Source organism: Salmonella sp. SAL04196, assembly GCF_046550835.1.
Classification (GTDB): Bacteria; Pseudomonadota; Gammaproteobacteria; order Enterobacterales; family Enterobacteriaceae; genus Salmonella; species Salmonella enterica.
Window position 1 is genome coordinate 1 of sequence record NZ_JBGDXE010000015.1, and the last position, 5586, is coordinate 5586.

Genomic DNA, 5586 nt, shown 5'->3' on the forward strand with positions numbered 1-5586 from the left:
CCGTTCACCGCCATTGACGTTAACGGCGTGGCGCGCCTCACCCGGCGGATGGCGGCGCACACGGCGCAGGGCGGGATGGTCATTCTCACCACCCACCAGCCGCTGCCGGGGGCCGCGGACACCGTCCGCCGCCTGGCGCTGACCGGCGGGGGGGCAGGGCTGTGATGTGGCGTGTCTTCTGTCTCGAGCTGCGCGTGGCGTTCCGCCACGGCGCGGACATCGCCGGCCCGCTGTGGTTCTTCCTGATGGTCATCACCCTGTTTCCGTTAAGCGTCGGGCCACAGCCGCAGCTGCTGGCGCGTATCGCGCCGGGCATCATCCAGGTGGCGGCGCTGCTGGCCTCGCTGCTGGCGCTGGAGCGGCTGTTTCGCGACGACCTGCAGGACGGCAGCCTGGAGCAGCTGATGCTGTTGCCGGTGCCGCTGCCGGCGGTGGTGCTGGCGAAGGTGCTGGCCCACTGGGCGGTGACCGGCCTGCCGCTGATTATGCTCTCCCCGCTGGTGGCGCTGCTGCTGGGGATGGACGTGTACGGCTGGAAAATCATGGCGCTGACGCTGCTGCTCGGCACGCCGGCGCTGGGGTTTCTCGCCGCGCCGGGCGTCGGGCTGACGGCCGGCCTGCGGCGCGGCGGCGTCCTGCTGGGCATTCTGGTGCTGCCGCTGAGTGTCCCGGTGCTGATTTTCGCCGCCGCGGCGATGGACGCGGCATCGATGCATTTACCCGCTGACGGCTATCTGGCGGTGCTGGGGGCGCTGCTGGCGGGCAGCGCGACGTTAAGCCCGTTCGCCACCGCGGCGGCGCTGCGCCTCAGCGTGCAGTAGCGCCCCGGCGCGACGGACATTTTACTGGTTTCAGGAGGTCAGGTGACGACTATGTGGAAAACCCTTCATCAGCTGGCGGCGCCGCCCCGGCTGTATCAGATTTGCGGCAGGCTCGTGCCGTGGCTGGCGGCGGCCGGCATCATCGCGCTGGCCACCGGCTGGGTCCGGGGCTTTGGTTTCGCCCCGGCGGACTACCAGCAGGGGGAGGGCTACCGCATTATGTACCTGCATGTCCCGGCGGCCATCTGGTCAATGGGTATCTATGCGGCGATGGCGGTGGCGGCGTTTACCGGGCTGGTCTGGCAGATGAAAATGGCCAGCCTTGCCGTCGCGGCGATGGCGCCGGTGGGGGCGGTGTACACCTTCATCGCGCTGGTCACCGGCGCGGCGTGGGGCAAACCGATGTGGGGCACCTGGTGGGTGTGGGACGCGCGCCTGACCTCGGAGCTGGTGCTGCTGTTTCTCTACGCCGGGGTCATCGCCCTGTGGCACGCCTTTGACGACCGTAAAATGGCCGGGCGCGCGGCGGGCATTCTGGTGCTGGTCGGCGTGGTGAACCTGCCGGTTATCCACTATTCCGTCGAGTGGTGGAACACCCTGCACCAGGGCTCGACGCAGATGCAGCAGAGTATCGACCCGGCGATGCGCTCGCCGCTGCGCTGGGCCATCGCCGGCTTCCTGCTGCTCTTTATGACGCTGGCGCTGATGCGGATGCGCAACCTGATTTTACTGATGGAAAAACGCCGCCCGTGGGTGAGCGAACTGATACTGAAAAGGGGGCACCGGTGAGTCCGGCATTTTCATCGTGGAGCGATTTTTTCGCCATGGGCGGGTACGCCTTTTTTGTCTGGCTGGCGGTGGCGATGACCGTGGCGCCGCTGGTGCTGCTGGCGCTGCACACGGTGCTGCAGCGCCGGGCCATTCTGCGCGGCGTGGCGCAGCAGCAGGCGCGCGAGGCGCGGATGCGTGCCGCACAGGCGCAACAGGAGGCGGCGTGAACCTGCGACGTAAAAACCGGCTATGGGTGGTCTGCGCGGTGCTGGCGGGCCTGGGGCTGACCACCGCCCTGGTCCTGTACGCGCTGCGCGCGAATATCGACCTGTTCTATACCCCCGGCGAAATCCTCTACGGCAAGCGCGAGACGCAGCAGCTGCCGGCGGCGGGCCAGCGCCTGCGCGTCGGCGGGATGGTGATGCCCGGCAGCGTCAGGCGCGACCCGGACTCGCTGAAGGTGAACTTCAGCCTCTACGATGCCGAAGGGTCGGTGACGGTGAGCTATGAGGGGATACTGCCGGACCTGTTCCGCGAGGGGCAGGGGGTGGTGGTGCAGGGCACCCTGGAGAAGGGCAACCACGTCCTGGCGCAGGAGGTGCTGGCCAAGCATGACGAGAACTACACCCCGCCGGAAGTGGAAAAGGCGATGCAGGAAAACCACCGCCGCCCGCAACGCGCTGATAAGGACACCTCATCATGATGCCTGAATACGGCCACGCGCTGCTGTGCCTGGCGCTCGGCGTGGCGCTGCTGCTGTCCGTTTACCCGCTGTGGGGCGTGGCGCGCGGCGACGCGCGGATGATGGCGTCGGCCGGGGTGTTCGCCTGGCTGCTGTTTATCTGCGTGGCGGGCGCGTTTTTCGTGCTGGTGCACGCCTTTGTGGTTAACGACTTCACCGTGGCCTATGTCGCCGGCAACTCGAACACGCAGCTGCCGGTGTGGTACCGGGTGGCCGCCACCTGGGGAGCGCACGAGGGCTCGCTGCTGCTGTGGGTGCTGCTGATGAGCGGCTGGACCCTGGCGGTGGCGGTGTTCAGCCGGCGGGTGCCGGCGGATATCGTCGCCCGGGTGCTGGCGGTGATGGGGATGGTCTGCGCCGGTTTTCTGGTGTTCATCCTGTTCACCTCCGGCCCGTTCGCCCGCACGCTGCCGGCCTTTCCGGTGGAGGGGCGCGACCTGAACCCGCTGCTGCAGGACCCGGGGCTGATTTTCCACCCGCCGCTGCTGTACATGGGCTATGTCGGCTTCTCGGTGGCCTTCGCCTTCGCCATCGCCGCGCTGCTGAGCGGGCGTCTGGACAGCGCGTTCGCCCGTTTTGCCCGCCCGTGGACGCTGGCGGCGTGGGTGTTCCTGACGCTGGGCATCGTGCTCGGCTCGGCGTGGGCCTACTACGAGCTGGGCTGGGGCGGCTGGTGGTTCTGGGACCCGGTGGAGAACGCCTCCTTTATGCCGTGGCTGGCGGGCACCGCCCTGCTGCACTCGCTGGCGGTCACGGAACAGCGCGCCGGCTTTAAGGCGTGGACGCTGCTGCTGTCCATCTGCGCCTTCTCGCTGTGCCTGCTGGGCACCTTCCTGGTGCGCTCCGGGGTGCTGGTGTCGGTGCACGCCTTCGCCTCCGACCCGGCGCGCGGAATGTTTATCCTCGCCTTTATGGTGCTGGTCACCGGCGGCTCGCTGCTGCTGTTCGCCGTGCGCGGGCACAGGGTGCGTTCGCGGGTGAACAACGCGCTGTGGTCGCGCGAGTCGCTGCTGCTCGGCAACAACGTCCTGCTGATGGCCGCCATGCTGGTGGTGCTGCTGGGCACCCTGCTGCCGCTGGTGCACAAACAGCTGGGGCTGGGCAGCATTTCGGTGGGGGAGCCGTTCTTTAACACCATGTTCACCTGGCTGATGGTCCCCTTTGCCCTGCTGCTGGGGGTGGGGCCGCTGGTGCGCTGGGGCCGGGACCGGCCGCGTAACATCAGGAAACTGCTGCTCACCGCCCTGGTCTCCACCCTGGTGCTGTCGGTACTTTTGCCATGGCTGCTGGAAGATAAAATCATCGCCATGACGGCGGTGGGGATGGCGATGGCCTGCTGGATTGCGGTGCTGGCGGTGGCCGAAGCCGTACAGCGCGTGTCCCGCGGCGCCAGGATTTCCCTCAGCTACCTGGGGATGGTGGCGGCGCACCTCGGGCTGGCGGTGACGATTACCGGTATCGCCTTCAGCCAGAATTACAGCGTGGAGCGTGACGTGCGGATGCGGGCGGGCGACAGCGTGACCATTCACGACTACCGCTTCACCTTCCGGGAGGTGCGGGACATCACCGGCCCCAACTACCGCGGCGGGGTGGCCCTCATCGGGGTGACGCGCCACGGCGAGCCGGAGGCGGTGCTGCACGCGGAGAAACGGCTCTACAACACCAGCCGGATGGTGATGACCGAGGCGGCGATTGACGGCGGGCTGACCCGCGACCTGTACGCCGCGCTCGGGGAGGAGCTGGACAACGGCGCGTGGGCCGTGCGCCTGTATTACAAACCGTTTGTCCGCTGGATATGGGCCGGGGGGCTGCTGATGGCGCTGGGCGGGCTGCTGTGCCTGGCGGACCCGCGCTACCGCCGCCGTAAACCATTGCCGGAGGCCGGATGAAACGCAACGTACTGTTATTACCGCTGCTGATTTTTCTGCTGATTGCCGCGGCGCTGCTGTGGCAGCTGGCGCGCAACGCGCAGGGCGATGACCCGACGAATCTCGAATCGGCACTGACCGGAAAGCCGGTGCCGGCGTTTCGCCTGGAATCGCTGGAGACGCCGGGTCAGTACTACCAGGCGGAGGTGCTGACGCAGGGGAAACCGGTGCTGCTTAACGTCTGGGCCACCTGGTGCCCGACCTGCCGCGCCGAGCATCAGTACCTGAACCGGCTGGCCGCGCAGGGTATCCGGGTGGTCGGGCTGAACTATAAGGACGACCGGGCGAAGGCGGTGGCCTGGTTAAAAGAACTGGGTAACCCGTATGCGCTGAGTTTATCGGACAGCGACGGGATGCTGGGGCTGGACCTGGGCGTGTACGGCGCGCCGGAAACCTTCCTCATCGACGGCAGGGGGATTATCCGCTACCGCCATGCGGGCGATTTGAATGCCCGGGTATGGGAAAGTGAACTGAAACCGCTGTGGGACAGATACAGCCGGGAGGCGGCGCAATGAGACTGTTACCGGGCATGGTGATGCTGATGCTGGTGCTGGTTATCGCCGGGTCAGCGCGGGCGACCACCGACGTGATGCCGTTTAAAGATGAAGCACAGGAGCAGCAGTTCCGCCAGCTCACGGAGCAGCTGCGCTGCCCGAAATGCCAGAACAACAGCATTGCGGACTCGAACGCGATGATAGCCACCGACATGCGCCGCAGGGTGTATGATCTGATGCAGGAGGGAAAGAGCCGCCAGGAAATCATCGATTACATGGTGGCGCGCTACGGCAACTTCGTCACCTACGACCCGCCGCTGACCCCGCTGACGGTGCTGCTGTGGGTGCTGCCGCTGGCCGCCATCGTGGCGGGCGGGTGGATAATCGTTGCCCGCACGCGCCGGCGGGTGCGTATCAGACAGGACGTCCTGGCTGACGCCATTCCTGCGGCGGGACCACGCGCAGGGGTGGGGGTGTATCTTCCGGGCGTGGTTATGGCGCTGGTCGTGGCCGCCATCAGTTACTCACAGACCGGCAGCTATCAGCAGGTCAGGGCCTGGCAGCAGGCGACGGCGCAGACGCCCGGGCTGCTGGCGCGGGCGCTGGACCCGCAGGCGCAGCCGCTGAATGAAGAGGAGATGGCGCGGCTGGCGCTGGGGCTGCGTACCCGCCTGCAGAATGATGCCGGCAATGTTGAGGGCTGGCTCATGCTGGGGCGCATCGGTATGGTACTGGGTAATGCCGGTACCGCCACCGGGGCGTATGCGAACGCCTGCCGCCTGGACCCGGAAAACAGCGATGCGGCGCTGGGCTACGCGGAGGCGCTGACG

General features: G+C 67.3%; 7 protein-coding genes and 1 pseudogene. All 8 read left to right on the forward strand.

The window, feature by feature from the left end; translation table 11 throughout:
• Positions 1-165: pseudogene (locus tag ACLJPE_RS23020) on the forward strand (hypothetical protein); the annotation flags it as partial.
• Positions 162-821 (forward strand): heme exporter protein CcmB, encoded by a 660-nt coding sequence (gene ccmB, locus ACLJPE_RS23025; protein ID WP_000990033.1) that lies wholly within the window; start codon positions 162-164, stop codon positions 819-821. The pseudogene ACLJPE_RS23020 and the gene ccmB, both read left to right, overlap by 4 nt.
• Before the next feature lie 51 nt (positions 822-872).
• The gene (locus ACLJPE_RS23030; protein ID WP_023233396.1) at positions 873-1610 is read left to right on the forward strand and encodes a heme ABC transporter permease; all 738 of its coding nucleotides are present in this window, start codon (positions 873-875) and stop codon (positions 1608-1610) included.
• Positions 1607-1819 (forward strand): heme exporter protein CcmD, encoded by a 213-nt coding sequence (ccmD, locus tag ACLJPE_RS23035; RefSeq protein WP_039514271.1) that lies wholly within the window; start codon positions 1607-1609, stop codon positions 1817-1819. Before ACLJPE_RS23030 ends, ccmD begins: the two co-directional genes overlap by 4 nt.
• Complete coding sequence (ccmE, locus tag ACLJPE_RS23040; protein WP_001053619.1) at positions 1816-2295, forward strand: cytochrome c maturation protein CcmE; 480 nt, start codon at positions 1816-1818, stop codon at positions 2293-2295. The genes ccmD and ccmE overlap by 4 nt, the downstream gene beginning before the upstream one ends.
• The gene (locus tag ACLJPE_RS23045) at positions 2292-4223 is read left to right on the forward strand and encodes a heme lyase CcmF/NrfE family subunit (RefSeq protein ID WP_039514268.1); all 1932 of its coding nucleotides are present in this window, start codon (positions 2292-2294) and stop codon (positions 4221-4223) included. Before ccmE ends, ACLJPE_RS23045 begins: the two co-directional genes overlap by 4 nt.
• Positions 4220-4777 carry a thiol:disulfide interchange protein DsbE gene (gene dsbE, locus ACLJPE_RS23050; RefSeq protein ID WP_000828299.1) on the forward strand — a complete coding sequence of 186 codons (558 nt, stop codon included), beginning with the start codon at positions 4220-4222 and terminating at the stop codon, positions 4775-4777. Before ACLJPE_RS23045 ends, dsbE begins: the two co-directional genes overlap by 4 nt.
• Positions 4774-5586: cytochrome c-type biogenesis protein CcmH (locus ACLJPE_RS23055; RefSeq protein WP_182408332.1), on the forward strand; the 813-nt coding region annotated here is incomplete at its 3' end. The genes dsbE and ACLJPE_RS23055, both read left to right, overlap by 4 nt.